Here is a 26,596-nt window from a genome sequence, read left to right as displayed (position 1 = left end):
TTGGCGACCCGATTGGAGGCCGCCGGTCAGACCGCGCGGACTGGCAAAGAGCCCTGGCCCATTCGGAATGGTCATAATAACCAGCCGACGGCGCAAGAGCTCAGAGCTTTAGGTCGGGAGGATGTCACACCCGACGAAGCGCGCGAAATCGATCGATTGTACGATCAGCTCTTGACGAATGAAAAAAAAGCTTTGAAGCCCAAGCCGTCTTCTGGACGCTAGCCGATCGGTCGGACACTAAAGGTCCGTTGAATCGCGCCACAGCAGGTCTAGAGCACACTGCATCAACGAGCGAGTGAACAAGCCCTGCCACGCAGCAGCCACGCGGTCGCTAAATGCAATTCGACAAACTGTCGTTTGATAGCGCAGACAGCATCTTAGTAGCTGAACGCGTCCATGGTCGTGGATATCTAATGTGCCGAGGTGCTCGCGCCTGTAGGTCCTCGGTCCATACACTGTCATCGGCGCCAGGTTTATTTCCGGACAGCGAACGCTATTTTCAATCCAGGCAAGCGCAACGCATGCAAAACATCTCTGACGCATATGGCCAACTCGTTGCGCCGATTGCGTTGGGAAAGGAGATCCAGTCATGGCAATCAGCCGGCTTACGATTCCATCGATCGCCGTATTCATTTCGGCTCTTGCTTTTGGATATGCGGCCCCCGTAACCGCCACCGCGCCGATAAAGGGAGACTATTTCCATACTGGGGCCGGCGCGCATTATCTTGAGCGAGCCAAGGGCGACATCGTCACTGTGCCTTTTCGCGGCAACATCAATGTCCTTATGGGATCCGGCGCGAATATCGTGGTTCTCTCCGGAAGCGAGGGTAAGTTCCTCGTCGATTCGGGCATCAAGCCTTCAAAAGAAAAGTTGCAGGAGGCTCTCAATAACCTCAGCCCGTCACCGTTGAAATACGTCGTAAACACTCATTGGCACTGGGATCATACCGACGGAAACGAGTGGATGCATGCAGCCGGCGCCTCGATCATTGCGCAGATAAATACGCTGAAGCATCTTGCCGAGACCGCTCACGTCGATGATTGGAATTGGACGTTCGATCCCGTTCCAGCCGGCGCGCGCCCGACGATCCTCGTGGAAAATGAGAAAGAGTTCACCTTCGCAGGTGACACTATAAAGGTGGAGCATTTCGGCGCCGGCCATACCGATGGCGATGTGGTGGTGTATTTCGAAAAGGCCGATGTGATGGYCCTCGGCGACGCGTTCTGGAACGGAAACTATCCGTTCATCGACAACGAAGACGGCGGCAGCGTCAATTCGGCCATCGCATTTGCCAATAAGATTATCGACCACACCACGGATAAAACAATCCTGGTTCCGGGTCATGGGCAGGTCGGCAACCGCGCTCAATTGATTGAATTTCGCGATATGCTGGTCGCGGTGCGCGATAAGGTCGCTGCACTGAAGTCACAGGGAAAATCCCTCGAAGAAGTCATAGCGGCGAAGCCGACCGCCGCCTTCGACGCGAAGTGGGGAAGATTCGTAATCGGTCCGGAATTCTTCACAAAGCTTGTGTACGAAGGACTTCCGGCACGTTCGCAGGAAGACCCATCGTGAACGTCGTGCAATCTACGTTCGAAGGCGATCTGTCCACACGTGCCAGTCKGTCGCCAACGCTTTCGAAAAGCATAGCGCCGACGTTGCGCGGTGGCCGACCGGCATGAGTTCGGCCGATATTTCGCCGCTGGCACCACGAGACGATCCGCAAGGTGATGCCGGTCGAAAGCCACATCATTCCCGACCCGGTTGAGATCAGCGACAGCTGAACTTCATTTTGACGAAGGCAACGAGAGGACCACCATGATCGACAGACGCACCCTCATGCACTCCGGAATGATGCTTGCGGCGTCCGGTGCCGCTATATCTTTTTCATCAAAGTTGGCTTTGGCTGAGACTGTGACGTTGCCGTTTGGCAATGGCGAGCGGCCGCTGATCAAATACCCTCAGAAGCGTCCGCTGATCGGCCTGACCAGCCGGCCGCCGCAGTTAGAGACGCCGTTCTCCGTGTTCAATGAAGGTGTGATCACACCGAACGATGCGTTCTTCGTGCGCTACCATCTCGCCGATATTCCGCTGGAGATCGATCCGGATACTTTCTCCGTCGAGATCAAAGGGAAGGTGGACAAGCCGCTGAAGTTGTCGCTGGCCGAGATCAAAAAGATGCCGGCCATTGAGCTCGTGGCAGTCAATCAATGCTCCGGCAATAGCCGTGGATTTTTTGATCCGCGCGTCGGTGGTGGTCAACTCGCCAACGGCGCCATGGGCAATGCACGCTGGAAGGGCGTTTCTCTAAAGGCAGTCCTCGACCAAGCCGGCATGCTGGCTGGTGCTAAGCAAGTCGTATTCGGTGCGCTCGATGGTCCGGTCAGCGACAGGACGCCGGATTTTGCCAAGGCACTCGACGTCGATCATGCGAGAGACGGCGATGTGATACTGGCCTATGCCATGAACGGAGAGGACCTTCCGGTCCTTAACGGATATCCGCTGCGCCTGATCGTGCCCGGTTACTATGGCACCTACTGGGTCAAGCATCTCAACGAAATCACTGTCATCGACACGGTGTTCAATAATTTCTGGATGAAGAGTGCCTATCGAATTCCGGACAATGACTGCAACTGCGTCGAGCCGGGAACGGCGCCAAAGGCGACCATTCCAATCAATAAATTCACCGTGCGCTCCTTTCTGACCAGTCTCGTTGACGGCGCCAAGGTGAAGGCTGGTGCTGAGACGCCGTTAAGAGGCATTGCATTCGATGGCGGAAGCGGCATCAAAGAGGTCGCGGTCTCGACCGATGGCGGACAGATCTGGACGCCGTCACGCCTCGGCGAGAATCTCGGCCGGTACTCATTCCGCGAATGGACGTTGATGGTCAAATTGCCGGCCGGCGCGCATGAGTTGAAGGTCCGCGCGACCAGCAATGACGGACAAACGCAGCCCTTGCAGCCATTGTGGAATCCCGCTGGCTACCTGCGCAACGTCGTCGAAACCTATCGTATTGTGGCAGCTTGAGGAGAGTGGTCATGAAGCTCGTGGTTATGACTGGCCTCCTGGGTGGGATGGCCTTGGCAGGAATTGCTTACGGTCCGATGTTGGCGAAGGCCAAGCCTGTCTCCTACAACCTTCCCGAGGAGACAGCTGCTTTCAAGCCAGGGCCAAACCTGGAAGTCGTCCAGAACAACTGCACCGCATGTCATTCAGCCGACTACATCAAGACTCAGCCACAGGGCCCCAAATTCAAGAAGGATTTCTGGCACGCCGAGGTCATGAAGATGATCAAGGTGTACGGCGCACCGATCGACGAAGCGGACGTCGACAAGATCGTCGAGTATCTTTCGCAGACGTATTAAAGCGACCAGCCCGCTGTATCGATCAGTCGGACAACGGTGAACGACCACTGCGATGCCCGTTCGAGCCCGTATCGAGATGGCAGCAACGAAGTCGTGTTCGTGCAATTTCCTCAAAAGAAGTCTTGAGGAGATGGACCACATCTACCAAGTTCATGAGGAGGGCTCCCTCAACGTGGAGGTAAAAATACTACCGAAGGATATCGATCAGCTACACGTAGCCCCATCACGTTGGTGGCCTCGGAATTCAGTCTTGGTCCTAACACGAGGGGCAGTTGTATGAGCTGGACTCCTACACTAACCGATCGCGAAGGCCCGGTTTATTTGCGCATTGTGGCAGCCTTGGCCGCGGACATCGAGAGCGGAAGGCTAGTGCGCGGACAACAGCTCCCCACGCATCGGGAGCTGGCGAAGACGCTCGGCATCGATCTCACCACGGTGACGCGCGCCTACACGGAAGCTCGGCACCGCGGGCTGACGCAGACCCGCGCCGGGCAAGGCACGTTCGTCGTCGAGTGTCTATCGTTCCCGAGGCGCAGCTCGTACCAGGCGCCGGACGTCGACCTTTCGATGATTCTTCCGCCTCAACCGCTGGACAGCGACCTGGAAGGGCGGCTCACGCGCGGACTCGCAGCGATCCAGCGCGAGGTTGGGTTCTCCGCGCTTCTCACTTACCGGGACCCTAGAACATGCCAGGCAGAGTGCAACATTGCTGCGGAGTGGCTCCGTTCGCGCATTGCGGACGCGCGTGGTGATCGCCTCGTGATCTGCCCCGGAACTCAGAACGCAATTTTCAATCTGCTTGAAACGCTGATGTCGCCAGGTGATGTGGTTCTCACCGAAGCGCTGACCTATCCCGGGATAAGGGCCGCGGCCGGATATGCGGGCGTTCGCCTGGTCGGGGTCCCGATGGATGAGGACGGCGTCGTTCCGGCCGCGCTCGAAGAGGCATGTCGGCGACATGCCCCCAAGGCGGTGTATTTGGTTCCGACGATCCACAACCCGACGACCGCGACAATGCCGCTTCCGCGGCGCCAGGAGGTGGCCGAGGTATTGCGGAGAAACGACGTACTGCTGCTGGAAGACGATGCCYACGGCGCACTCGAGCCGGAGGCGGTGCCGCTTGCGTCACTGATTCCGGAGCGGACATACTTCATGGCGAGCCTTTCAAAGTGTATCRCTCCYGGCTTCCGTGTATCATTTGTTCTGACCCCCGACCACGCGTCCAAAGAGCTTCTGGCGGCTGCGCTGCGAGCGAGCGTTCAGATGCCGATGCCCCTCACAGTCGCGCTCGTCACGCGGTGGCTGCAGGACGGCAGCGCCAATGCGATCATTGATGCCGTCCGCGCCGAAGCGGCAGCAAGACAGAAGCTGGCCGCCAGCGCGCTCGCGCGACACCCCTATTACGCACGTCCCAACGGTCATCACATCTGGATCCCGTTGCTCGGTGATTGGACGAGCACCGAATTCGCGTCGCATGTTCAGGGTCAAGGTCTTGCGGTCTGCACCTCCGAACCATTCGCCGTCGATAGAGTTCCGCCGCACGCTGTTCGCATCTCGCTCGGCGCCGCCACCAGTCGATCCGATCTCATCAGAGCGTTGAATCTCGTCGCCGCCGCATTGAATCATCAATTGAACAAGTCAGTCTGACTCAACCCGGTCGAAGCAACTGTGTCGTCGCTAACACGAGCCGCTCAGTACTTCCTCCCGGCTACTGAAGTACCCGACGGCGGTTCTGATCTATCGAGACCGCTCGACTGCGTTGGCCCACGCTGAATGCAGATTCTTTATCGCCCGCAGGTCCTCGGTCCATACACTGTCATCGTAGCGAGCTTTATCTGCGGCAGGCGGAATGCTACTTCAATCCGTGCAAACGCAATTAGACAGTTCGATGCGCGGATGAGGTTTGAATGAGTCCTTACGCGCACAACTTTCTGCCTCGCAGAGTGGGTGCTCGCATGCCTTTTGCCAAAGATCGTGGTTCAAGTCTTTTGAAATCTGACGAGCCGATTGCGGGGCCCGAACGGAACCGGACGGCGCGAGTCGCGTTTGGTCTCAGATCATTCTGGCTATTGGCTTCAGCATCTGTAGCGTTGCTGTTTGGCTGCTCCGACAAAGCTCAGATCTTCCAGACACCAGGCACACCCGTCTTGGAGCGAGAGTATCATCATTTGTGGTTGATCACGCTGGTCACGCTAATCGTCCTGGCGTTGTGCCTGATGTTATTCTCGGGGTCGCTAGTTACACTTATGAACTCACGAATGCTGTGGCTCCTTTTCAACCTCCATAAGCGGATGATGTCGGTAGCCAACGCCGCCAGCCTTGAGCTCGTCTGTCCCGGAGCCGGATCATTGTAAGTCGATGTCGCGATCTCATGCGACAAGACTGCACGAACCCAACTATCAAACATGAGGAGAAAGAAGATGATAATTTCACTGTCAGCCCTAGTACTGGCTTCGCAACTGATCGTCACGGTTGCGGATCATGTTCCAGACTTCAACATTGAATTGGGATGCAAAGTCGAGACTGCCTCCGCAGTCGATCCAAATGCAGGTTTGAACGCAACGATAAAAAAATGTGCTGACGCCGAGCAACAGGCAAAAGATCAGCTTCAAACGCAGTGGGGGCAATATGCACCGTCCCAAAAGAAAATATGCATGGGGTTAACAACTGGCGACGCTTCTATCCTGCCAAGCTACGTTGAACTGGAGACGTGCCTTTATGGCCAACAGCTAGTCCGACGGAAGGATTAGCAGGCAAGGCGCTTTGGCTCTTCACTCTAAGAGCGCGATAGAGCACCCACTCGCGGACAAGAAACACCGCGGCGTTCCGTGCCAGCTCGCTATCGACAAGGCCGCCGTCGGCATCGAGGCGCGCTCCGCGTCAATTGCTCGCAAAGTTCATACGCGGGCGCGAGGCAATTCATTCGTCTGATCTTCCCCGAGCAGATCATGTCCACGCATGCCGGCACGGCTGCAGTCTGCCGCGCGACGGGTTTCCGCGGCGGGCTCGCCGTCGCCCCACCGGACATGGGTCGAACGAAAGCAAAGATAAGAAAAATGAAGCACGAAAGGTCGATAACTCCCACGGCACCAGCGAAGAGCGAGGTCCAAAATCTCGATCCAAAGCGGTGGTGGGCGCTCGCGTGTCTACTAGTGGGTTCATTTCTGGCGCTGCTCGACTTCTTCATCGTCATTGTCGCAATGCCGTCGATCACGTCGGGTCTGCAAGCGACGGCGGCGGACGCGCAGCTCATCATTTCAAGTTACTCCGTGGTCTATGCGGTCTTTCTCATCACCGGTGGACGGCTTGGGGATATTTATGGGCGCAAGTCCATCTTCCTGATCAGCCTTGCCGGCTTCGCCTTGGCTTCCGCATTCTGCGGCCTCGCCTGGTCGCCATCCTCGCTCATCATGGCGCGCCTGTTGCAGGCGATGGCCGCCGCCGCCATGGCCCCGCAAGCGCTGGCGTCCGTGCATGCCCTGTTTCCGCCGCGCGAGCGCGGACGCGCGCTCAGCATTTATGGCATCACCCTCGGCCTCTCCTCGGCCGTGGGCCAACTTGTGGGCGGCGCCCTCGTTGCCGCCGATATCGGCGGATTGAGCTGGCGGTTGATCTTCCTGATCAATGTGCCGATCGTGGTTGTCGCATTCATCGCCACGCTCCGCGTGCTGCGGGACACGCGTAGCGAACGCCGTCCGCGCCTCGACTGGGGCGGCGTCGTTTTGTCCTGCGCAGCACTTACGGCTTTCGTGCTGCCGCTGGTCGAAGGGCGCGAGCGCGGCTGGCCGGTGTGGTCGATCGTCATGTTGCTGACCACGCCGATCTTCGTCGAGTGGTTCCGACGCTACGAAATCCGGCTGGCTGGGGCCGGTGGCGATCCGCTCATCGCTCTTGAAATCTTTCAACAGCCTGGCCTGATGCGCGGCTTGGGCGCCATCATGACGCTCTACGCCATTTCCACGTTCTTCCTGATCTATTCGATCTATCTCCAGGCTGCGATTGGCTTTACCGCCCTGCAGGCCGGGCTCGGAGTCATTCCGTTTTCCATCGGCTTCGTGACCGGGTCGACCTTCAGTCCACTGTTCGGCCGCTGGTTAGGAAGGGCAGCGACGTCGCTCGGCTTTTCTCTTTCGGCGACCGGCGCTATCGCGATCGCGTTGATTGCTTCCCATTTCGCCGCTGGCGTCGCTCCGCCGTGGACGTTGCTGGGTCCAGCGGTGGCGGTCGTCGGGCTCGGCATGGGCATGTCCATGCCGACGATGATGCGGGCGATTGTCGAGCGCGTGGAGCCGCGCCACGCAGGTCTTGTCGGCGGCATTGTCAATTCTACGTTGCAGGTCAGTGCCGCGGTCGGCATCGCGGTGCTCGGCGGCCTGTTCTATTCCGTCATTGGCGCGCATGCCGTTCCGGCAACCGTGACGCGAGCCTTTTCAGTCACCCTTGTCGGGATTGCCATCTGCCATGTCGGCGGTGCTTTGCTCGCCGCCGGTTTGGGGCAGCGCAAGCCGCGCTCCCCAACGGGCACGGTATTTTAGGAGTCGTATCGCGCTTAAGTGAGGACCAGCCAAATCATAGCCATGACGGCTGCCGTACCGCCAATACCGAATACCCGATCGAATAGCCCACAGGACCTTAGGCCCCGAGATTTTGCAGCGCCAAAACAATGCGGACGTTTACCGAAGTCGGCTGATGATCGATACTGTTGAAAAAGTCGAAAATAGTACCAGCGCAAAATGTCGCTGAGATCAGCTCAGGGCGAATTCCGGCAAGAACAGCCTTCACGGCAAAGCTAGGAAGATCGAAGAGCGATTCAGCGCAGATTGACGTGGCGCCCCGTGTCTAACGGCGTCGACCGCACCGGTAGCCCTTAGAAAATAGGCATGCGCGCAGATCGGACTTTTTCAACAGAATCGCTCCTGAGCAGAACAACGCAAGAGCCGTCGCTATGTCGGCTGTCTGCGGCAGAGCGTGCGCCATGTGATCGCTGAGCTGACTGCTGCTGTTGACCCTGGCTGTGTGAAGAGCCACGAGTCAGCTACGATTCCCCCGTTTCCTGATGGGGGATACTGTCCAGCCGATCAACTATCCGACCGTTCCGCGCGGCACCGAGCGGCTGCGCATTACCGCGACGCCCTACCACGATGACGCCTGGTTCGCGCCGGTCGCTTTAGCGAGCTCGCAAACGATTTGAGCGCGATCGTCCTGTGCACATGACTGCACGACGATGGGCCGGCCTTCGTATTCCTGACGGTGGAAACTCCTAGGCCAACTCAACCGGTGAGAGATAGCGCGCCGCGGACTCAACTATCGCGCCCGGCGCTCTTACTCGGCTCAGCCTCGAGGTCCTTGAGACCTTGAACTTGCCGTGTTGCTTGCAATCAAACCCTTCGGCATCACCGGTTCTTGGAAGCTCTCCGATTTCGTTTCCGCAAATCGGACATGTCACCATTTGGAATCCTCTCCATGCGGGGCCGCTCATGGCACTGCAGAACCAAGCGAGATTTAGCGTGCGAGAAGCGTGCCGCTATAGGCGCATTCCCGCGCACGTTTCTGCATTTGTACTCACTGCGCCTACCCCGATGGTTTTCCAAAGAGCCTAAAAATCAAAGGGGGAAGCTGGTGCTGCCAGACAGGATTGAACTGTGATAGCGATCCCGCCGGGAATTGATTTTATTGGGCTTTTCGGTCCAGCGATCTATTTTTGTGTGGCACCCTTGAGGGGCACCGCAAGTAATGTTTAGCACATCGGCGCGAGAAGGAAAATCTCGTTATCTGTGAGTAGCTGATCTTCGGCACCGGCAGAGGGCGCACTGGCGGAGATAGTGGGACCCTCACCCCCGATGCCGCGAATGCGTGAAAACTCCGGGCGGGCATTCGACGTGCAGGAGCACAAGGCGAAGTACGACCTCGCGCAGACGACCGTCGTCGCTCCCGCCGACGGCAACCTCGCCTTGAGCAAGGGCGACCGGGCGACCTCTCGAAGTCGATCCTCTCGTTTCTCGTCGTCGACGCTGTTTAACTGTCGGGATCTTTTTGCAGAACGGATACCAGGCCATCCGGCCCGGCACGCGGGTCCGGTTCGCGCTCTCGAACAATCCGGGCCATCTCACACATCGACCATCCACAAGATGGTCAGCGGAGTCGGAGAGAAGCAGATTACCTTGTCAGGGAACTGACGCGCGTCACATCGCTCCCGATGACGGCCGAGTATCCCGCGCTGATCGAACGACCGAAGGAAATCGATCCCGCCGCGATGCGCCCCGGATGTCCGGCACAGCGACCGCCTACGCGCCGAATCCGCGCCCTTCGACTTTTTCGGCTGGGTGCTGCTCTACGGCAGGGCCTTGGCGCTCTATCTTTAAGCTTGGCGTGGGTCCGCAGACGTCATGCCTAGCGCAGGCCCGGCGTCAATTTCGTAGCGTGGCCGCCGCTGGAGCTTGCTGCCCGGTCATGTCACCGATGATGGTAGTATGAGGGTTGGAGAACCACCGCCGGTAACGGGAGGATGGGCAAGGGCGCAACGTGGCTTTTGCGGACAAGAAGGAGGCGCGGCCTTACTTCGCGTCGGCGCACTCAGCTTTCTCGCGTTTCGCCAGAGCTTCTGCGGCTTGCGCCCGCTTTAGCCACTCGTCGGCAAACAAGAGCCACTGATCCCTAGAGGACGAGACGTGGGTCTTGGCCGCTTGTTCGCGGCACACCTCATACTCGCGACGGAACTTGGCTGCATCTTCGAACATCGCGCCCAACCGGGGACCGCCAAATCCAAGGATCGACCTAAGCCAGATTACAATCCTAGCCAGAAAGCTCGAAAGCGCAATAGGCCCTTCAATCCTCGCGCCGCAGCTTTTTAATGATCTGCCGCAAGCCGTCGGCGTATTCGGCGACGACTCGCCGCGCTTCTTCCGAGCGGGAGGGCTTAGGCTCGGGTGCATCTTTGTCCGGAGGTGGGTCAACATCGAAGAACTCACGATGAGCAAATGAGTCCGTTATTGAGCGTTGAAGTGCGAGCGGGCAATGAATGATCTCGCAAAGCCGGAAGCTGGCCCTATGTTTCATTGCACGGACGCATTCGCGCTTGTTCTCCGTGACTGGCACCCGATGACCAAGGTACCGAGTTCGTCCCGTGCAGAGCGGATTTCGTCGCAACCGGTGCCCGAACGGAGCCGAGAAGAACCTCTAGTTCGTAAGCGAGTCCTTCAGGTCGATAGTTTACTTCCACATGTTCGGCAAACCGCTTTGCCATTCCATTCAAAATCGAACTGCCGAAGCCTCTCCGCTGTGGTTGGTTCACCGGGGGTCCGCCACTTTCGGTCCAAGAGAATCGGAACAGGTCGCGTTCCTCGCGGGATTGAACAGATCCCTTGATCAGTATCCGCCCGCCGGGTCGCGACAGTGCTCCATGCTTCACAGCATTTGTAGCCAGTTCATGGATGATAAGCGCAAAATTTTGGGCCGCGGGAGTATTCAGAGGAAGGCTGCAGCCGGTACAGCCAACTTGATCGGCAAAGCACGTGAGCTCCTCCGAAACGATTTGATCGAGTGGCGCGCTCATCCAGCCGTTGTCGGCGAGCATCCCGTGAGTGCGCGCCAGCGAGCCGAGCCGCATTTCCAGCGCCTCCCGTGCCTGCGCGAGCGTTTGGTCCTCAGTCAGTGTCCGGGAAACGATTCCTTGCACTACGGCAAAAAGATTCCGAGACCTGTGACGCAGTTCTCCGAACAGAAATTGCTGATGTTCGTCGTGCAAAAGGATCGCGGCCATCAATCCCGAAACCAAGACGACCTGGATGCTGCCGACGACGGCGAAGATGAGCAGCGGCCACTCAGCCCCTCGGCGAGCGTAAGACTGAAAGCGGGCGGAAGAAACAGAATCGAGCCGGTCACCACGGATGCTGCCAACGTGACCATGCCAGCGCAGAAACCGCCGGCAAGTGCCATGCAGAGTATGGCGAGACTGTAAGCCGTGAACGGGGACGCGGTCGACAGCTCTTGATGAAGCCCCAGCCTCACCAGCGTTGCCGCGGCAACCAACCCGAATGCTGAGCCGTAGACGCGAACTGGACTGGATCGAAAACGACGAATCCACCCAAGCAGGTTGGGTCTGTCAAAAGCACGCGCGAATAGCATCGGCCGGTTCCCCGATACGCAATTGGATTGAATTGTGAAGCAGTCTGGAAGCAGGGGCCGAGCGAGCACGCTCGCGGGATCCCGCGCAAACGGGTATTCAGTTTTCGCGCGCCACAGTCAATCCGGCAAAGTGTCCAAAACGGTCAATTCGTCGGCGGCTTTGTCGAGCACGCGGCGTATGTGCTGATAGCTTCGCAGCCCCAACAGGGAATTGAGCGCGCTATCATCTACATGGTAGTGGCGCCCTTGACGCCGAACGAGCCCCCAGCTTTGCAGCCGCTCCAACCTCCGCATGACGGTCGTTCTGGGCACGCGCATGTAGTTGGCAATCTTCGTGACGGAAAATGGCTTCTGCTCGAACTGACCGAGAGCTATGCACAGTCCGATAAAGAACGTCTCCACCCGGTTGCCGAACGGCTCGCTCGCCGGAGCGTAGGCTCCGTGCAAATTCCTCATAATGTCGATCATCAGACGACATAGCACCAACCGTTGTCGCGCCGCTCGGACCTTGGCCGGACCGCTTTTGACAATGGGTCTCATGGTTCCTGCACGTACCGTCGGGGGACTTCACTACAAATGGAACGCTTCAGGGCGCACTAGCAGAGCGAACGGGGTGTAATGGCCGTGGATTGCCGCGCGGGTGTTGGAAAGAATTCGGCCAAGCCCGATCGGCAACTTTCAACGCCAGTCTGCCGCCACCTCGGCTTACGGGTCAGTGCCCGACATCCAAGGTCTAGCAATCGACGCCTGGTGAACGGTTCGGCCTTCTCGGCAAGGGTCCGGACCCGATGCGCGAGGCCTTGATAAAATTCCTGCTCCATGACGGAATCCCGCAGCACGCTGAAAGGTGTAATTGAGGACGTCGGCCCCCGGCGAGTCAAGCGGCCGGGGCGATCGGATCGAGCCGGTCCTCAAGCGGGTCGGGAAACCTGCCCCTGGGGCGCTATTCCGGACCGAAAGGTGATGACGGACCCGAACTGGTCGCCAAACCACGCGGCGTTCGCGTTCAGGCATTCCGGCGGCTCCCCGGCGGCCACGCCGTCGTCGGAGAAGACGAACGGTAGAGCGACATAGTCGGTCACGTCGTCCCCGCCGATCATGCCGCAGTCAAGTTCGCGCCGGCGATGCAGCCGGCGGCGAAGCGAGTTCGTGGAGTATGGCGACTAGCTCCGTGTGAACAGGCGATGTCCGATCGCTGAACGCCTCGATTGGATTTGCTTCCGTGAGCCGGTTGAGACGTGTGAGCAGGCGAATGCGCTGACGGCGGGTGAGCTTGGCCTCGGACGAGCGCCAGCGGAAGAACAGGCGATAAAGTTCACCGTCGCCGAACAGCTCGTTAAGTTCGTGTATCGTGACGTAGGCTAGGAATAGGACCATCAGCCATAGCTGAATTGACAAAAAGCGCGGCAACGAAAAGTGATTAACAAAGTGGTCTCCGAAAGCGGCGATTGCGCCGCCTGCGGCGACAAAATGGACGACCTCCTCGGCCAGTCGCGCGATCAGTACGCACACCCAGTAGATCGCGCTCTTGAACAAGATGGGCTGGATCATTGGCGCGCCGTCGAAGCGGCGCATAAAGGACAGGTTGTCGGTCACCAAAACGGCTTTTCCGACGAGCAACGCCGCTACTATCGCGGTGAAGAAGCCACTGAACTGGACGCCGTGCTCCTGCAAGATCAGACGTTTGGTCCATAGGATCAGATTGAAGCCGATGAAGAAGAAGATCGTGGGCGGAAGCGCGTGTTTCACCTGTACAAGCCACCAAGTCACGGCCCGCCTCAGGAGCGGTGTCGACGTGGAGGCGGCAAAAGCGGGCTGGCTCACCAACTCCCCCAAGGATCGCGCCGAGGTTCAAGCCGTTGTGACCACCGAGATGCTAGAAACTGGGTGAAATAACTTCATTGATGCTGGTCGAGGAACCGGCTTACGAAGGGTGACCATATCGGAACGGCTTCGGCGGCATCAATGAAGAAGTGGCCGTCGCTTCCATACGGTGGAAACACTCGCAACTCCGCATTCCCGCCCGCCGCTGTAAACGCCTCGTGCATTCGTTTCGCCAAGTCCGGGCCAAAATATGTGTCGTTCTCCGCGTAAATCCAAAGCATTGGAATGCGGGATGTCTTGCCGAAATTGCGCGTCGCTTCGACGAGCTTGTCGGGCGCGCAATTGTTGTTCGGCTTACCATCAACCCGTCCGCCCCGGCCTGCCGCAAACGTGATGATCGCTTGGACCGACGACGGGTTCAGGCTGGACAGGGCGATGGCTCCCCATCCCCCACCTGATTGACCAACCACGATGGCTTTCCCCGGCGCAACTGCCGCTTCCTCGTGCATGAAGTCGATCACCCACTGATCGAGGGTCGCAATCATCAGTCCCGGCCCGCGAAAATTGGGCTTGTCACAACTCCCAACGTCCGCGAAGTAGAGGCCAAATAGGCCTTGATCCGGCTGGTCGGTTGACACGGCACCGTATCTCACCGGGGAGACTACGAAGTAACCCTGCCGTGCGAACCAATGCGCCGCGTCGCGGTACTCGATTGCCGGGAAGAAAGGCCGCTGCTGTGGGTTGCCAGAGATGCCGTGGTTCATCACGAGAAGGGTATATGGGCCTCCGCCGACCGGTCGCACTACGTAGGCGAACATGGGCAGCGGGGTTATCAACGCCCAAATCTCCTCCCGAACACCTTGCACTGCGGGGCGATCTGCTGCCGAGGCTGGTGAGGTTATCGCCGCTAAGCACGTCAAAACTAAAGAAACAATACGCAAGAAATCACCACGCATTTTGCTTCCCTCCACAAGATGCCGCTCGCCGGAGCGTCTTTTGGCTCGGGCGGAGCTTGTTGATCTGCATCAATGATGGCTCGGAAAGCCCGGCTTCGTCGGCTCTGGCCCAGAGTGCCGCTTCGACCGAGCGTCGATCACTTGCGTCAAAAACGTTATGGGTGGGACATCCGCCCTTATTCGGTGGCGGCGGTCTGAGAACCAAGCGCCATTGTTCTTTGCAGCACATCAAAAATGACAGCAGTCGACCATCCAAATAGCAGCGCACCATTCATCGCCGCCATTGGACCAAGCAGTTGCCAGCGCTCCACGGGTAGAACGTCGCCATAGCCGAGCGTGGCGTAACTGACGAATGCGAAATACACGAGGCCTCCTTCAGCAGGCACTGCACCGACAATCGCGTAGGCCAGTGACCAAACAAACACCTCCAGAACATGCGCCGCCATCAGGACCGAAACAGTTGCGATCATGGTGATAATCAGGAGCAGCGATGGATGGTTTGTTGCCGAAACGGAGGCTCGCGCTACGCGCACCACCACGGTCATCACCAAGGCATGAATTGTGATATTACAAATACTAACGATCCCGCCTATCAAAAATTGGATCAGCATGACTATCCCTGTGAATTCGGGTGTGGTCCCAAAACTAGCAGAGGTCGGCGTGAAAGTGTGAGGGGTTACCTTAGCTCGGAGATGTCCGCTGAGGAGGTCATTAGCAGTCATCGACTGCAACCGGCGCGATGTCTGCAATTAGTGTAACGCGAACTCTGCGCTTTACGATGTTTATAGATCGTCTCGCAGGCCCTTGAAGAACGGATGCCGGACCTTTCCTTCCGCCGACTTGGCCCGGTACTCGATCTCGGCAAGTAGTTTCGGCTCGACCCAGACGCCCTTGTGCGCGATGCGCTTGGCATAGGGCTGGGTTTTCCGGACGAGCGGTTCTAGCCGCCTCCGGAGCTCCGCGGTCGAGACCCTGTCGAAGCCGTGGTCGACCTTGCCGGCGTAGACTAGATCGGCGCCCTTTCTCCGCCCAACGTAGAGGCCGTCCCACTTCGTGCCGTCGAGCGCGAATCCGGCGATCGTCAAGGTCTCCCGCTGCGCGCAGGTCTTCTTGACCCAGTTGTTGCCGCGGCCGCTGGCGTAGACGCTGTCGCGGACCTTCGAGACCACGCCCTCTAGCCCGATCTTGCAGGCGTGGGCGAACATCTCGCGGCCTTCGATCTCGAAGCTCTCGCTGAACTGGATCTCGGTGCCGGCGATAATCTTCTTGAGTTCGGCCTTGCGCCGGAAGAGCGGCAGCTTCCGCAGGTCGCAACCCTTGAGGTAAAGGAGATCGAAGGCGACCAGAACGATGCTTCTCGAACTGCCCCTGAGCTCGTTCTGCAGGACGGAGAAGTCGGTCGTGCCGTCGGCAGCCGGCACGACGATCTCGCCGTCGATGATGGCGGAGCTTGCCTTGATGTGCCAGGCGTCGTCGGCAACCTTCTTGAAGCGGCGGGTCCAGTCATGACCGCGCCGGGTGAAGACCTTGATCGCCTCGTTATGAAGATGGACCTGCACGCGATAGCCGTCGAACTTGATTTCGTGAATCCATCGTGACCCGGACGGCACCTTCTCGATCGAGGATGCCAGGGCCGGCTCGACGAAATCCGGAAACGGGGCCTTCTCGCCGAGGCCGGCGGCCGGCTTCTTACGCTGAAACGCCACGGACGAACTCCACGCAACACTGATTCAAAGTGGCACAGACGGAATCGTTCCGGAACCGGCGAGTCCTTCGCGGCGTTGCACTGTCTCAACAACTCGAGGAGAAAAGCGATGGCTGCAGCGAAGAAGGCGACCAAGAAGACCGCGACAGGACGCAAGCAGGACCGTGCCCGCGTCGCCGGCGGGCAGAAGCACGAAGTCGGTTACGAAGCCAGGAAGACCGGCCGCTCGGCCTCCGCCGTCAAAAAGGCGGTCAAGAAGGTCGGCAACRCCCGCAAGCGGGTCGAGAAGCGACTCGGGCGGTAAACCCGCGATCGGCTACAACAAGCGCGACGACCGCCTTCTCAGACCCTGCAGGAAAATCGGGTGAAGGCGGTTAGCGTCTGCAGACGCGGCTCGACGTCGCGCAGATAGATCTCCGCTTTCAGGAACGCGAGCTCGTCGTCGACAGCGGACTCGCCGACGTCGACGTACCACGACTTGGGGCGGCCATCCGTGCCGTCGCTCCAGCGATAACCTCGCCGTTTCAACGAATCCTTCAACTCGAACGGCGACTGCACCGCCCAGATCCGGACCGTCTTCCTGCGTGCCGTATCGAGCAGGAGAGCGAGCGCCGGTCCTCCGGTCGTCGGCAATTCGAAAGCGAGCACCTCCAGCAGAGCGTGGCAGTCGTCGACAGCCCGGTGGGCCTGGTGGAAGAAGCCGGCACCGTTCAGCAGATAACCGAGTTGCGCTCCCGCGAAGCCGTGTTTGCGCCAGTCGATCTCGCTCATGCTGCAGCCCCAGGCCTTGTGCTCGAACACGGGCCAGTAGCGCTCGGCAAACTTCCTGTCGAAGCCGCTGTTGTGGGCTATGACGATGACTGCGTCTTCGACGAAAGCCGTGATGGCCGCCTCGTCGAATCTGTGACCGGCCACCATCTCGTCGGTAATGCCCGTGAGTGCCGTAACCTCCGCCGAAATGGGCCCGCTAGGCGCATTGAAGGCGGATAACGTACCTCTGACGCCGACGATGCGGCCGTCCGCCGTGTAGTCGAACTTGACCATCCCGAGCTCGATGATCTCGTCCTTGGCGTGATCGAGGCCGGTCGTCTCGGTGTCGAGCAGGACGCCGGTTTTGGTCTCTTGCCCGGCTGCCGGGGACGCCGGGATACGCGGCACCAGTCGGCGCAGCACCCGGAAATCGGCCGATCGGCTCAGTGCCTCGGCCATGGCCGCCAGATCAATCGAGGTCGATAGCATCGCGTCAGGAGGGTTGGGTTCGATCGCTCCTTCGGTATCTCGCACACAAAAGCTCCACGAGGTACCCGAATTTCGGGCGATTCACGGCCTTTTCGAAGGTATGGGCCGGGTTGAGCGGCCTTGGTCTGCTACTTCGGATGCCGCGGGTCCAGATTCTCCCACCGGATCTGTCGGAACCTAGGCGGGCCGTTCGTCTTGAATCCAACACCCTCACCTGGAGTACCGCGTTCATGGCCCCCCGCGCCAATTGGAAAGGCTTCCTGCGCCTGTCGCTCGTCACGTGCCCGGTGGCGCTGTACCCCGCGACGTCGGAGTCCGAGAAGATCAGCTTCAACCAGTTGAACCGGCAGACGGGCCACCGCATCAAGTACCTCAAGGTCGACGCCGACACTGGCGACGAGGTTCCCAACGAGGACATCGTGAAGGGGTACAAGGTGGACACCGACACCTTCATCGAGGTTACAAAGGARGAGCTCGARAACGTCGCYCTGGAATCSACCCGSACCATCGARATCGACGAGTTCGTCGACARGRCYGACATCGATCCGCGCTACCTGATCCGCCCCTACTAYCTSMGWCCKGACGGCAAGGTCGGCCAYGATGCCTTYGCGGTGATCCGSGARACSATCCGSGAGATGGACAAGGTCGCGATCGGRCGGGTCGTGCTGACCAAYCGCGAGCACATCATCGCGCTSGAGCCGCTSGACAAGGGCCTGATGGGGACGAACCTGTCCACTCAAATCGAAGTGCACGCCGAGCCCACAACGCCGTATCAAGCGATGGGTGCACGAGGACGTTCTCGAACGCGCTCAGGCGCGGCTCGACAAGAATCCAAACGCCATGCGCACACGCCGCGAGACCGTCGAGCATCCGTTCGGCACACTGAAGATGCGCATGGGCGCGACGCACTTCTTGTGCGTGACGCTGCCGAAAGTTGCGACCGAGATGGCGCTGTGCGTGCTCGGCTACAATCTGACACGCGTGCTGAACATCGTCGGGATGAAACCGCTGCTGGCGGCGGTGAGGGCGTGATACGGGCGCTGGCGCGCGCCGTTGCGGTTCATGGGGCGCGTAAAAAAGAGCCCCGACATTGCCTCAGGATGAGTTCTGGTCGAGCGGCCGTAAAACTTGCCCAAATTGATCGGACTGCGGTAGCCTGAGTTCGACCGCGCCGGTCCCGTCATGCAATAGCGTTTTTACACGACCAAGACCCGAAGCTGACCTCAGTGGTTCTGGAGAGACAGGGCAAAAAGCCAGACGCCAACTCCCGTGCGGCTCAGCTTTGCAGTTTGTTTTGCTTCTTTAAGATGGAATAGCGAGCTTCGACCGATGCTTGGCTACGGCCGAGGGCTGCTGCAATGTCGCTGAACGCCGATCCGCTCTCCCGCATCAGCAAAAGCTTTTCCTCGTCCTCTGCGGACCAAATTGTCGAAGCTTTAAGAGCCCCGGTTCGGACCATTCCCACCCCCACTGCTGTGTTTTCTACGACTGTCCAAAGATGGACCGACACTCGGCAAATTATGGCAGTCTGCCATTCAACTACAACCGCCTCCAGGTTGGGCACCCGTATACGCGCAAGCCGGATTGAAGATCTGGGTAGCTAACTTGGCCGCGTCATCTTCTTTGTGCCCGTCGCTCCCTGCTGCGTTGCTCCTGTTATGGAAGGCGGCGAGGCAAATTCCACCAGTGTTAACTTTTAAACATTTATGCGGAACACTTTCCGTTCGACGGACTTCTCACTCCGACGTCAATATTGCTTGACGATTAGGCAGGGGTGGAAATGCAGTGGAACAAGTGCAGACACTTCCGACGATATTGCTCGTTGAGGACGATCAGTTAATTCAAAGCATGGTCGAGGAAGCACTGAGGGAAGGCGGGTTTGAAGTCAGCATTTTTGCATCAGGCGAGGAAGCGGTAGCCGCCCTAAATCACAAGAAGTTTCTCGCAGTTGTCAGCGACATCCATCTGTCCGGCAAAATGGAGGGATGGGACGTTGCCCGCGTGGCGCGGGAGATCGATCCCGCGCTACCAATAATCTATATGACGGGCAAAGCAGCCGAAGAGTGGTCATCTAAGGGCGTGCCGAATAGCGTGCTTCTCACAAAACCGTTCGCGCCTGCTCAGCTTGTGACCGCCGTTTCCCAACTGTTGAATGCTGGCACGCCGACCGGCAACGCGCCGTAGGATGTCGCCTTTTGGCCCTTAGCTGAATCAAGCTGGGCCGATTTGGATGTCTGCAATTGGCCGCTGACCGGACGCGGGTCCGGACCGCCCCGACCGCCGCTTTTGACCGATATTGTTGCAAAAGTCGAAAGTCGAACAACCACAAGAATCTCGCGAAAGTTAATCTTAAGACCTCGCCGCTGCCGCATTGGCTGTCGGTGCGATTACGGACATCCGTGATCGATTTTGGTTCAATCGATATGGTCCCTCACATCGCCGCGCGCAAAATGCATCAGCGGCTCTATGACTTTTTGTTCGACCTCCAAAAAGACTTTTGCAACCCAATCGACCCCTAACAGATATCGCGCTTGGCGGCGTTCACTTCTCGGCTGGGCCACAGCGTTACATTGGGCAAGAAGTCCGGCGATCGGCGCTTCGGTCGGCAGATGTGCCTTCGCAAGCCTCTCTTTAATGTGCTATTCTCATTGTATAAGCCATAGGTATACCATGACCGGTATTGCAGAGTGGCTAGCATCGATCGGTTTGGGCGAGTACGCCGAGCGATTCCGCGAAAACGCCATCGATCTCTCGGTCGTTCGAGATCTCACGGAGCAGGATCTAAAGGACTTGGGCGTCCTGCTTGGCCATCGCCGCAAGATGCTGCGCGCGATCGTAGCACTTCAGGGAGAGGTCCCGCGAACGCCTCAAGTGGGCGCGAAGCTGGCGTCGGCAGACCACGCCGGGCGGCGTCAGCTTACAGTCATGTTTTGCGATYTGGTCGGCTCGTCCGCACTTTCGGCCCGCCTTGATCTGGAGGACCTGCGGGCCGTAATGGGCACCTATCACCGCTGCATCGCAGAGGTTGTTGCCCGGAATGAGGGCGTTATCGCGCGGTACATGGGAGATGGCGTGCTCGCCTATTTCGGCTATCCCCAGGCGCACGAGGATGATGCTGAACAGGCGACACGCGCCGGGCTGGCGCTGGTCGATGCCGTGGCTAGCCTCCGGACAGACCCCGCCACCGAGCTGCAGGTTCGCGTTGGTATCGCTACCGGTATGGTGGTCGTGGGCGATTTGACCGGCGAAGGTTCAGCTCAAGAGCAGGCGGTCATTGGCGAGACGCCGAACTTGGCTGCGCGCCTGCAGACCTTCGCCAATCCCGGCACCGTGCTGATTTCCGAAAGTACGCACCGGCTCACTGATGGGCATTTCGAATTCCGCAATCTCGGCCCTGTCGCGCTTAAAGGATGGGCGGATCCAATACCAGCCTGGCAGGTCCTGGGAACAACCGAGGTGGAAAGCCGCTTCGAGGCACAGCACAAAACCCGATTAGCGCCGCCAATTGGGCGTGACGAGGAAATCGAGATACTGTTGCGTCGCTGGCAGCACGCCAGGCGTGGCGAAGGTTGCGCGGTGATGCTCATCGGAGAGCCGGTATCGGCAAGTCGCACATTGCGCTGGCGCTTGACGAGCGGCTCCAGGCCGAACCGCATATCACGGTGCGCCAGTTCTGCTCGGCGCACCACACCAACAGTGCGCTGTATCCTTTCACCCGCCAGCTCGAACGCGCTGCCCGGTTCGAGCGGGGCGACCCGCCCGCAGAGAAGTTTGCTAAGCTCGAGGCTCTGCTCGTGCGGGCTGATGCCGACCGCGTGTTGCTACCTTTGGCTAACCTTCTGTCGCTACCCCCCAGTGAGCGCTACCGCATACCAGAGCTGAGCCCGCAGAAGCGCAAGGAGATGACATTGGCGGCGTTTTTGACTCAGCTCAATCGCTTGGCGGCGCGACAGCCCGTGTTCGTCGTTGTGGAGGATGTCCATTGGGCAGATCCGACGTCGCTGGAGCTGCTCACGATGACCTTAGAACAGATACCGCGGCTTCGGGTGCTGCTGCTCATCACCGCGAGGCCAGAGTTCACGCCGCCCTGGCCAGGTCATGCGCATGTGACGACGATCTCGCTCACGCGGCTGAACCGACGCAACGGGGCGGCGTTAATCGAGCGCGTCACCGCCGGCAAGACGCTCCCGGAAGAGGTAATGGACCAGATCCTCGCCCGCACCGATGGCGTGCCCCTATTCGTGGAGGAATTGACCAAGACTGTGCTCGAAACGGGGCTATTGCATCAGCAGGGCGATCACTACGTCCTCAACCGTCCTCTGCCCCCAATGGCGATTCCGACGAGTTTGCACGCATCGCTGATGGCGAGGCTCGATCGATTGGCTCCGGTGAGGGAGGTGGCTCAGATCGGCGCTGTGGTGGGTCGCGAGTTCTCCTACGAACTGCTGAGCACCGTAGCCGGGTTGCCAAAAGAGAGACTTGAGGAGGCGCTTGCCCAGTTGGTTCGGTCGGAGCTGATATTCTGCCGGGGCGAGATACCCCAGGCGGTCTATACCTTCAAGCACGCGCTTGTGCGAGATGCTGCGTACTCGGGACTGCTGAAGAGCCGACGCGCAGCGCTGCATGCCACGATCGCACACGCCTTCGAGCAACGGTTCCCGGAAATTGTGGAGCCTCACCCCGAAACTCTCGCGCACCATCTGACTGAGGCCGGGCTGTTCCAAAAGGCGGAGGCATATTGGCTGCGCGCCGGCAAGAAAGCCGCCATGCGATCGGCCAACCTTGAGGCCATCGCGCACCTGCAACGAGGCATCGAGGCCTCGGGGCATCTGCCCGAGGGCGCGCGAAAGGACAGGTTGGAACTTGACTTCCAATTCGCTCTCGGGCCTTGCCTGATCGCTACCCAAGGACCAGCCTCGAACAAGACGATGGCAACCTTTGCCCGCGCGCGTGAGCTGTGCGAGCGCCTTGGAGACCCCCCTGAGCAACTCCAGGTGATGTTCTGGTTGACCACCGCGAGCGTAATGCGCGGTGAGTTGCCGGTGGCTGAGGAAACGATCGCCGCCCTGCTCCAACTCGCCGAAGCGCGCGACGATCGACCGACGTTGCTCAACGCGATGCGGGGGCAGGCGATGATCCGCCTTTTCATGGGACGTCTCACCGGTGCCCATGAAGCGATCGAACGGGCCTACGAAGCGTTCGAGGCGAGCAGCGAGGAGGATAGGCTGGCGGCACGTGTGGCAGGCCAGGATGCCGGCGTGGCTGACCTGGCGTTGATGTCGTGGGCGCTCTGGCTGCTCGGCTACGCTGATACGGCACTCACGCGAGTGAACGTCGCCATTCAGCGCGCCGACGCCATCAGTCATCCGCATTCGCAGGCGTATGCTTGTTACTATGCATGCATTCTTCACGCCCTTCGCGGCGAGTTCCTGACTGCGCAAGTTCATGCCGAACGCTGTATCGCCCTGTCGGAGGAGCATGGATTCCGGCAATGGCGCTTGGCGCGCGCTATTCGGGGCATATGCGTGGCGTCGCTCGAACCTTCACCCAGCGCACTCGGGGAGATCCGTGCCGCGTTGGACGAATATCGTAGTGCAGGTTATCAGCTGGCCATCACCGCGCTCTACGTGCTTTTGTGTCCGCCATTGTTGATTGGTCACGACTACGAGGCGGCGCTGGATTTGATCGAGCACGGCCTCGCAACAACGAGCCGAAACAGCGAACGAATTTTGGAGGCCGAATTGTATCGGCTGAAGGCACGGGTGCTGGTCGTCCGCGGCGGACCAGACGTCGAAGCCRAAGCGCAGGCACTGCTCGAGCAGGCATTAAATACGGCAAGATGCCAACACGCCAAGACGCTTGAACTTCGAGCCGCAATGGACCTTGCCGCGCTGTGGATCGATCGGGGTAAACGCGAGGAAGCGCTGAATTTCCTCGCGCCGATTTATGCCAACTTCACCGAAGGCTTCGAGACGCATGATCTAAAGGAGGCAAAAGCGCTTCTCGATGTGCTGCGGTAATCAAACCGGGACAACGCATGCCCAGATCTAAATCCACAACGCGATCTGCCTACTTTGGCTTGGCGCCACTAGCCGCCTTCTTTAGACCCGCATAAGTACGATCTCGCAGATCTAACCAATTCGCGTCGTCCTGTGGATTCTCGTTTATGAAAATGGGCTTGAGCAGCTTGCCGTCTCTACTATTCGCCTTGATTTCGATTTCCGCTTTGTTAAATGCGTCGATTGCTTGTTTGGCGGCGGCGTATCCCAGCATTATCGAATTTTCGAGATTGCTGTGATTCCATTTGAAATTGATGTGTCCCGGCACGTGAATCTCGACGACTACGCCTCTCCAAGGCTTTTTCCAGTTCTTTCCCTCCACGGCTGGTTTGTCGAGCATCCCGCACTCGACTGCTTTCTCGAGTATCCCGGCTTCGGCTGCTCTGTCGAGCGTGTGCGCCTCTTTGACGTGATATTTGAAAAGCTTGACGTCATCCTCGCCGACCGTTGCCGCAAACAATTGGCAGAGATTTGCTAGTGCATCGTGAAGATTTTCCGGCTTGCGGATTTGCTTCGCATCGACGATCCGGCTCACCCAGATTTCTTTCAAATCGGGGTGCTCCTCGAGCAAGCTATCGAAGTTCACAGTATCGACTAACGCCCCTTCGCAATATGTAACTTGGTCGATCTCAACCGTCCCTTCGACGAAGGGAAGAGACGAACACGCACACAGGCTGCGTGAGTCGATAGCTCCCTTGTACTGCTTTTTCTCGTCCTCCTTCATCCGACGATTGGAAAACAACGCCAGCTTCTGTTCGTCGAGATTCCAGGCGTTGTGATAGATGTGTGGCATTCTGTCCGTTTTTAGCTCGTCGAAGTTTATGCTCTTCATAAACTCGCTATCCGGATAGTTGATCCTGGATAGGCCGTTGACCTTGGACAAGTACATCAGGGAGGTGAGGTATCGGACAAATGGATTAGGTGCGAGCACTTTATTGAGTATCCAGTTGTTGATGTCTCCTTCGCGCCATTCCTTGAAGGGTTGTTCACTACGAGGCAGATGGTTGAACCAAGCGGATATGGTGCCCTGGATCTGTTCCATCATCTTGTACGGTTGCCATCGGAAATCACTGTAACTTTTGGGATCGGTGACGAAGTCCTGGAAGGCCTTGATGTTGGCGTTCCAATCCGCCCCGAATACGGTGTTTATGGGGAAACGCTCATAGCCTTCATCGTCCCGAAATACGCCGTCCCTGAAGAATTCATAGGTCAGTTCGGCTCTGCTTTTGTTTTCTTTTTTGAGGGTTTCTTCATTGAATTGATTGTGGACGATGCCAACCCAGGCGCCGATGCAAGACAACGCCCACACATCAGACTCATCGTCGAACGTCTTGCCGTCCTCTGCAAGTGCTTTCAGAACCCCGATGTGTAGCCCTGCTGCCGGTCCGCCGCCGCCGAGCGTAATCGCTCTCTTCACCATTGGTTCCTCCATCTAATTTATCGTGTGGCTTATTCTCCGATCGACTTTCTGAATTGCGTGAAGGGAAAGAGATTAATCGTTTTTGGGATCATTGGAAAGCGCGGTTGACGTCGATATTCGACGCTTTCTCGGACCTGCGCATCGCACTAGCGCACAGGCGCTAAGAGCCCGGGCTTGCGTATCGCGAGCGGTTACGTTTGACCCTCTCGTCCATTTGTGGACCAGTTCGCGTTAGATATTAATTGCTGACGGTAGTATGGAGTAAGTGAGTCCATTCGTGACTTCCGTTATTGGCCCATCAGCGAAGTGACGGCACGTTTCAATGAGGTCCGCTCCGTGGGACATTGCAGACTAAATTTGCTCACGTTGAGTTCTTCGCATTTTGGCCCATAGCAGTCATTTTCTTCAGCTGGTGGCTGGGGCGTGCGCCGCTTCTGCTGCCGTGTTTGGGAGCGTCGCGGCGCGGCTGAGGGCCGAAGAGTCCAATCCCCCGCCAGAGACCACGACAATCCGCCTTGCGAAGAAGCCGAGCATTTGTATCGCTCCGCAGTACGTGGTGAGCGACCTTTTAAATGCCGAGGGCATTTCAAAGTTGGTTTACGTCGAATCTGACGCCGGCGTGGAGCAAACCAAAGCAATCGCGAAGGGCGACATCGACATCACGCGCGTTAGGCCGCAGATTTTCAGATTATTTTTCCGGGCCGCGGAGTCGGCCAACCGCACGTCACGCTGAGATGAACGCAGCAAACGACAACGGCCCAATTCAGGCCAGCGATTTCCCAGACACCCCCCGAGTGTGCGCGCGCCAATTGAATACGTTGGTCGTGTTTCCGAAGTTCGACGGCGCCTGCCGTCAATAGAGTCACTTGGCTGACCGGGGAGGGGTGCCAGATGGTTCTAAGTCAATCCGCCATCGGACGCCGGCGGCCCCCACTTTCACCCGCATCTGCAATTGAAAACATGGGTCTAGATTGTGGCTGTCCACGTCTAGCAAGAGATAACTGTCATTAGAATTGAGAGCGGATGGGTGCCTCGTAAGACTTATGGAATTTTGAACTCTGAGCTCGCCGATGTCGCGAGAAACGTCCAGAGCGCTGTCCTAATGAAGTCGGGGCACTGGATCATGCGATCTCGAAAGACCCTCGAGAAGGAGCCAACTAGAAGCGGTACGCTAGATGGGCTTGCGGCGCGGCACCGGCGAGGGCTGGGATTTGCCAAAGCTGAGTAACTCTGTCCTGAAGCAAGTCCAGGGCCGGAGTCCAATAGCAGCTCCGTGGAAACCCGCGGCGGTCCTGTTCGAGACGCCTAAGACGATCGCAAGGCTTGCCGAACTCACACGCCACGCCGCCCGGAAAGGGAGCCGATCTCGTGGTTGATCCAGAGGCCTTCGTCGGCGGTTATCCGAGGGGGATAGATTTTGGCGCGCGCTTGGGGAAGCGTGGTCCTGAGGGCCCGGAGGAGTTTCGCCGCTACGATGAAAGCGCAATCGACTTGCCAAGATCCGACCCAGCACGCCTCGGCGAGGTCGCCCGTGACAATTCCGTGCATCTCGTCGTGGGCATTATCGAGCGAGATGGCGGATCGCTCTATTGCGCAGCCCTAACTTACGGCCCGTCGGGCAAACTTCTAGGCAAGCACCGCAAGCTGATGCCGACGGGCCTGGAGCGTGACGCGCGGCGATGGCCGCCTAATTATGCGCCCATCCATGCGCGAACTGTGCTCATTCGCCGCGGATCCTGCATCGTGGGTCCACTTGGGGATGTGCTGGTCGAACCACATTTTGCCGGCGAGACATTGCAATTGCCGAATTGGGTCGCCGTATCATTGCTCGCGGAAAATATGATCTCGACCACTATGCGAAAATATGATCTCGACCACTATGCGTGGCCAGATGTCTTCGGTC

General features: G+C 58.6%; 24 protein-coding genes and 4 pseudogenes. 16 read left to right on the top strand and 12 right to left on the bottom strand.

Annotated elements, in window-relative coordinates; all coding sequences use genetic code 11:
• Positions 1 to 589: 589 nt before the first annotated feature.
• The 8 genes and pseudogenes from AB4Z51_RS33390 (at position 590) to AB4Z51_RS33355 (ending at position 9,542) form a co-directional block, all read left to right on the top strand.
• Positions 590 to 1,576: an MBL fold metallo-hydrolase gene (locus AB4Z51_RS33390; protein ID WP_441498822.1), complete on the top strand. Its 987-nt coding sequence runs from the start codon at positions 590 to 592 to the stop codon at positions 1,574 to 1,576.
• 243 nt (positions 1,577 to 1,819) lie between these two features.
• Complete coding sequence (gene sorA / locus AB4Z51_RS33385) at positions 1,820 to 3,028, top strand: SorA family sulfite dehydrogenase catalytic subunit (protein WP_135216209.1); 1,209 nt, start codon at positions 1,820 to 1,822, stop codon at positions 3,026 to 3,028.
• A gap of 77 nt (positions 3,029 to 3,105) precedes the next feature.
• Positions 3,106 to 3,366 carry a c-type cytochrome gene (sorB, locus tag AB4Z51_RS33380; protein ID WP_441498827.1) on the top strand — a complete coding sequence of 87 codons (261 nt, stop codon included), beginning with the start codon at positions 3,106 to 3,108 and terminating at the stop codon, positions 3,364 to 3,366.
• Positions 3,367 to 3,642: 276 nt separating this feature from the next.
• Positions 3,643 to 5,013 (top strand): aminotransferase-like domain-containing protein, encoded by a 1,371-nt coding sequence (locus AB4Z51_RS33375; protein ID WP_441498821.1) that lies wholly within the window; start codon positions 3,643 to 3,645, stop codon positions 5,011 to 5,013.
• Between the two features lie 773 nt (positions 5,014 to 5,786).
• The gene (locus AB4Z51_RS33370; protein WP_135216206.1) at positions 5,787 to 6,116 is read left to right on the top strand and encodes a hypothetical protein; all 330 of its coding nucleotides are present in this window, start codon (positions 5,787 to 5,789) and stop codon (positions 6,114 to 6,116) included.
• Positions 6,117 to 6,314: 198 nt separating this feature from the next.
• Positions 6,315 to 7,901, top strand: a complete 1,587-nt coding sequence (locus AB4Z51_RS33365) for an MFS transporter (protein WP_135216205.1) — start codon at positions 6,315 to 6,317, stop codon at positions 7,899 to 7,901.
• A gap of 524 nt (positions 7,902 to 8,425) precedes the next feature.
• Positions 8,426 to 8,557 (top strand): annotated as a pseudogene (locus tag AB4Z51_RS33360) (5-aminolevulinate synthase); the annotation flags it as partial.
• A gap of 658 nt (positions 8,558 to 9,215) precedes the next feature.
• Positions 9,216 to 9,542 carry a hypothetical protein gene (locus AB4Z51_RS33355; RefSeq protein ID WP_441498820.1) on the top strand — a complete coding sequence of 109 codons (327 nt, stop codon included), beginning with the start codon at positions 9,216 to 9,218 and terminating at the stop codon, positions 9,540 to 9,542.
• 378 nt (positions 9,543 to 9,920) lie between these two features.
• Here AB4Z51_RS33355 and AB4Z51_RS33350 read toward each other — a convergent pair whose 3' ends face one another.
• From AB4Z51_RS33350 to ligD, 10 genes are all read right to left on the bottom strand, one after another.
• The gene (locus AB4Z51_RS33350) at positions 9,921 to 10,322 is read right to left on the bottom strand and encodes a hypothetical protein (protein ID WP_441498819.1); all 402 of its coding nucleotides are present in this window, start codon (positions 10,320 to 10,322) and stop codon (positions 9,921 to 9,923) included.
• Between the two features lie 89 nt (positions 10,323 to 10,411).
• Complete coding sequence (locus tag AB4Z51_RS33345) at positions 10,412 to 11,125, bottom strand: sensor histidine kinase (protein ID WP_441498818.1); 714 nt, start codon at positions 11,123 to 11,125, stop codon at positions 10,412 to 10,414.
• Complete coding sequence (locus AB4Z51_RS33340) at positions 11,125 to 11,490, bottom strand: DUF4118 domain-containing protein (protein ID WP_441498817.1); 366 nt, start codon at positions 11,488 to 11,490, stop codon at positions 11,125 to 11,127. Before AB4Z51_RS33340 ends, AB4Z51_RS33345 begins: the two co-directional genes overlap by 1 nt.
• A 117-nt stretch (positions 11,491 to 11,607) precedes the next feature.
• Positions 11,608 to 11,958: a helix-turn-helix domain-containing protein gene (locus AB4Z51_RS33335; protein WP_441498816.1), complete on the bottom strand. Its 351-nt coding sequence runs from the start codon at positions 11,956 to 11,958 to the stop codon at positions 11,608 to 11,610.
• Positions 11,959 to 12,086: 128 nt separating this feature from the next.
• A complete protein-coding gene (locus AB4Z51_RS33330) occupies positions 12,087 to 12,311 on the bottom strand; it encodes a hypothetical protein (protein WP_441498815.1) in 225 nt (74 codons plus the stop codon).
• A gap of 90 nt (positions 12,312 to 12,401) precedes the next feature.
• Entirely contained in the window at positions 12,402 to 12,590 is a 189-nt protein-coding gene (locus AB4Z51_RS33325) for a hypothetical protein (RefSeq protein WP_441498814.1), read from the bottom strand.
• A 7-nt stretch (positions 12,591 to 12,597) separates the two neighbouring features.
• Entirely contained in the window at positions 12,598 to 13,314 is a 717-nt protein-coding gene (locus AB4Z51_RS33320; RefSeq protein ID WP_441498813.1) for a hypothetical protein, read from the bottom strand.
• Positions 13,315 to 13,388: 74 nt separating this feature from the next.
• Positions 13,389 to 14,270, bottom strand: coding sequence for a dienelactone hydrolase family protein (locus AB4Z51_RS33315; RefSeq protein WP_441498812.1), 882 nt, complete (start codon positions 14,268 to 14,270; stop codon positions 13,389 to 13,391).
• Between the two features lie 176 nt (positions 14,271 to 14,446).
• Positions 14,447 to 14,881, bottom strand: a complete 435-nt coding sequence (locus AB4Z51_RS33310; protein WP_441498811.1) for an ion channel — start codon at positions 14,879 to 14,881, stop codon at positions 14,447 to 14,449.
• Positions 14,882 to 15,052: 171 nt separating this feature from the next.
• Positions 15,053 to 15,976, bottom strand: a complete 924-nt coding sequence (gene ligD / locus AB4Z51_RS33305) for a non-homologous end-joining DNA ligase (protein ID WP_441498810.1) — start codon at positions 15,974 to 15,976, stop codon at positions 15,053 to 15,055.
• 108 nt (positions 15,977 to 16,084) lie between these two features.
• On the opposite strand from ligD, the gene AB4Z51_RS33300 reads away from it, so the two are divergent.
• Positions 16,085 to 16,279, top strand: coding sequence for a DUF3606 domain-containing protein (locus AB4Z51_RS33300; RefSeq protein ID WP_441498809.1), 195 nt, complete (start codon positions 16,085 to 16,087; stop codon positions 16,277 to 16,279).
• Positions 16,280 to 16,317: 38 nt separating this feature from the next.
• On the opposite strand, the gene AB4Z51_RS33295 is transcribed toward AB4Z51_RS33300, so the two are convergent.
• Positions 16,318 to 17,214 (bottom strand): 3'-5' exonuclease, encoded by an 897-nt coding sequence (locus tag AB4Z51_RS33295; protein WP_441498826.1) that lies wholly within the window; start codon positions 17,212 to 17,214, stop codon positions 16,318 to 16,320.
• A 230-nt stretch (positions 17,215 to 17,444) separates the two neighbouring features.
• Here AB4Z51_RS33295 and ku point away from each other — a divergent pair.
• The 5 genes and pseudogenes from ku to AB4Z51_RS33270 all read left to right on the top strand — a co-directional run.
• Positions 17,445 to 17,972: pseudogene (ku, locus tag AB4Z51_RS33290) on the top strand (non-homologous end joining protein Ku); the annotation flags it as partial.
• Positions 17,944 to 18,246 (top strand): annotated as a pseudogene (locus tag AB4Z51_RS33285) (transposase); the annotation flags it as partial. The pseudogenes ku and AB4Z51_RS33285, both read left to right, overlap by 29 nt.
• A 753-nt stretch (positions 18,247 to 18,999) precedes the next feature.
• Entirely contained in the window at positions 19,000 to 19,398 is a 399-nt protein-coding gene (locus AB4Z51_RS33280) for a response regulator (RefSeq protein ID WP_135216195.1), read from the top strand.
• A 282-nt stretch (positions 19,399 to 19,680) separates the two neighbouring features.
• Positions 19,681 to 20,571, top strand: a pseudogene (locus tag AB4Z51_RS33275) (adenylate/guanylate cyclase domain-containing protein); the annotation flags it as partial.
• 212 nt (positions 20,572 to 20,783) lie between these two features.
• Complete coding sequence (locus AB4Z51_RS33270) at positions 20,784 to 23,234, top strand: AAA family ATPase (RefSeq protein ID WP_441498808.1); 2,451 nt, start codon at positions 20,784 to 20,786, stop codon at positions 23,232 to 23,234.
• Between the two features lie 49 nt (positions 23,235 to 23,283).
• On the opposite strand, the gene AB4Z51_RS33265 is transcribed toward AB4Z51_RS33270, so the two are convergent.
• Complete coding sequence (locus AB4Z51_RS33265; protein WP_441498807.1) at positions 23,284 to 24,693, bottom strand: patatin-like phospholipase family protein; 1,410 nt, start codon at positions 24,691 to 24,693, stop codon at positions 23,284 to 23,286.
• A gap of 382 nt (positions 24,694 to 25,075) precedes the next feature.
• Here AB4Z51_RS33265 and AB4Z51_RS33260 point away from each other — a divergent pair, with 382 nt between their 5' ends.
• Positions 25,076 to 25,426 (top strand): hypothetical protein, encoded by a 351-nt coding sequence (locus AB4Z51_RS33260; RefSeq protein ID WP_135216192.1) that lies wholly within the window; start codon positions 25,076 to 25,078, stop codon positions 25,424 to 25,426.
• 635 nt (positions 25,427 to 26,061) lie between these two features.
• On the top strand, positions 26,062 to 26,596 hold a 535-nt coding region (locus tag AB4Z51_RS33255; RefSeq protein ID WP_441498806.1), incomplete at its 3' end, for a nitrilase-related carbon-nitrogen hydrolase.

Origin of the sequence: Bradyrhizobium sp. 2TAF36 (assembly GCF_052114925.1) — a bacterium.
GTDB lineage: Bacteria > Pseudomonadota > Alphaproteobacteria > Rhizobiales > Xanthobacteraceae > Bradyrhizobium > Bradyrhizobium barranii.
Note: the sequence above shows the minus strand (reverse complement) of the source record. Positions and strands in the feature narration are given on the sequence as shown.